This is a genomic window from Brucella grignonensis (assembly GCF_002252505.1).
GTDB lineage: Bacteria > Pseudomonadota > Alphaproteobacteria > Rhizobiales > Rhizobiaceae > Brucella > Brucella grignonensis.
Genome location: NZ_NNRL01000108.1, coordinates 1 through 1,313 on the forward strand (window position 1 = coordinate 1; position 1,313 = coordinate 1,313).

A 1,313-nucleotide genomic window follows, 5' to 3' on the forward strand; every position below is an offset into this window, starting at 1 on the left:
GGCTCCCCGCAGACCATAATTCTCTCGTTCTCGACCGGCCCTTCACCTGTCAGCCGCAGGACCAGCCTGCTTTCCTCTCCTTCCGTCTGATTCCAGAACAAGCCGGCAAGCCGAGAGGCATAGGTCTCTCTCAACTGGCGCACGATTGCGTCGGCGTCGTTCTGCATACGCAACAGTTTTGCTTTCTCTGGTGTGTCGGCATCGAGCGAGGTTGAGCAGCCCAAGGGTGGATCCACCCGGTTCGGCGATTCCGCTTCCGCAGTCAAAGGTGCGCCGGCGCTGACAAGCACAAAGGCGAAGACGAGCGAGTGTTTCATCGGCGGATATGAACGAGGCCATGCGGCCGAATTGGGGAGAAAGNAGATGATGGTGACCCCCGAGGATGCGTCGCGCCCCAGTCCGAGGAGGCTGAAGGAGCCCGCCAATGAACCCCTCTTCTCCTATCCGCAAAGTCTACCAGGGTATTGCCGACCGCCGGCAGATGTTCCGCATGTTCGATCGCCACACGCAGCGCCCCAATCGTTTCGAGGATGCCGATGCCGGCCTCTATCGCGGGGAGTGGTTCGAGCTTACCGAGATCGAGCATGATTACATGTTCAACATCCTGCCGCCGCTCTTCATGAACGGCGAGATGTTCGCCATGCGGGAATTCCTGACGGGCTGCATCACCAGCGTCTTCTTCACCCTGAAGATCGACGACCGGATGCGGTTCTTCCACGCCTATTGCGACCTTGCCGACAAGGGTTCGCCCGCACACATGCGCGCCGCCATTGTCGAGCGGGAAAGCCGTCCAGTCCGTGCAATGACCCGCGAAGAGCGGATCGAGCATATCTGGAGTTCAAGCCACGACGAATACCGCGGCTATGCCGATTGGCGCTTTCCGCAGGCGCAACGCGGCCGGCGGACGGTCCTGTTCTTCGGTCCCGATCGGAGCCGCNCGCGGCATGAGCGGAGGAGGCGATGTTCACCTTTTCCGTGACGGATGTCCGTGTCGTGATGATGCGCGGACGGCTCGACGCCTTTCTCAATGGCGGCTTCCGTAATCCCCATTATGGCCTTTATCCCGGCCGTGATGAAAAGCCGGGGGTCTGGCTGGTCGGCGACGAGGGCGTCTACATCCTCTCCAACGGCAAGCTCGCCGAAGGGCAGCGTCCTTTCGTCGTCTATGCCGAAGAGTGCAACCCGAAGACCAACCCCGATTACTGGCACTACAAGCGTCAGCATTTCGGCGGCGATGACGGGATCGAGTTTCTCGATGGCTCCATGCTCGTGAAGCTGATCGTGGCAAGCCCCGGCTGCACCCACCTGAAGAT

Annotated in this window: 1 protein-coding gene and 1 pseudogene; both read left to right on the forward strand. The window is 60.6% G+C overall.

What is annotated here, in order from left to right; all coding sequences use genetic code 11:
• Window positions 1-424: 424 nt before the first annotated feature.
• Window positions 425-922 (forward strand): annotated as a pseudogene (locus CEV33_RS01425) (DUF1419 domain-containing protein); the annotation flags it as partial.
• 38 nt (window positions 923-960) lie between these two features.
• Window positions 961-1,313: DUF3085 domain-containing protein (locus tag CEV33_RS01430; protein WP_094538727.1), on the forward strand; the 353-nt coding region annotated here is incomplete at its 3' end.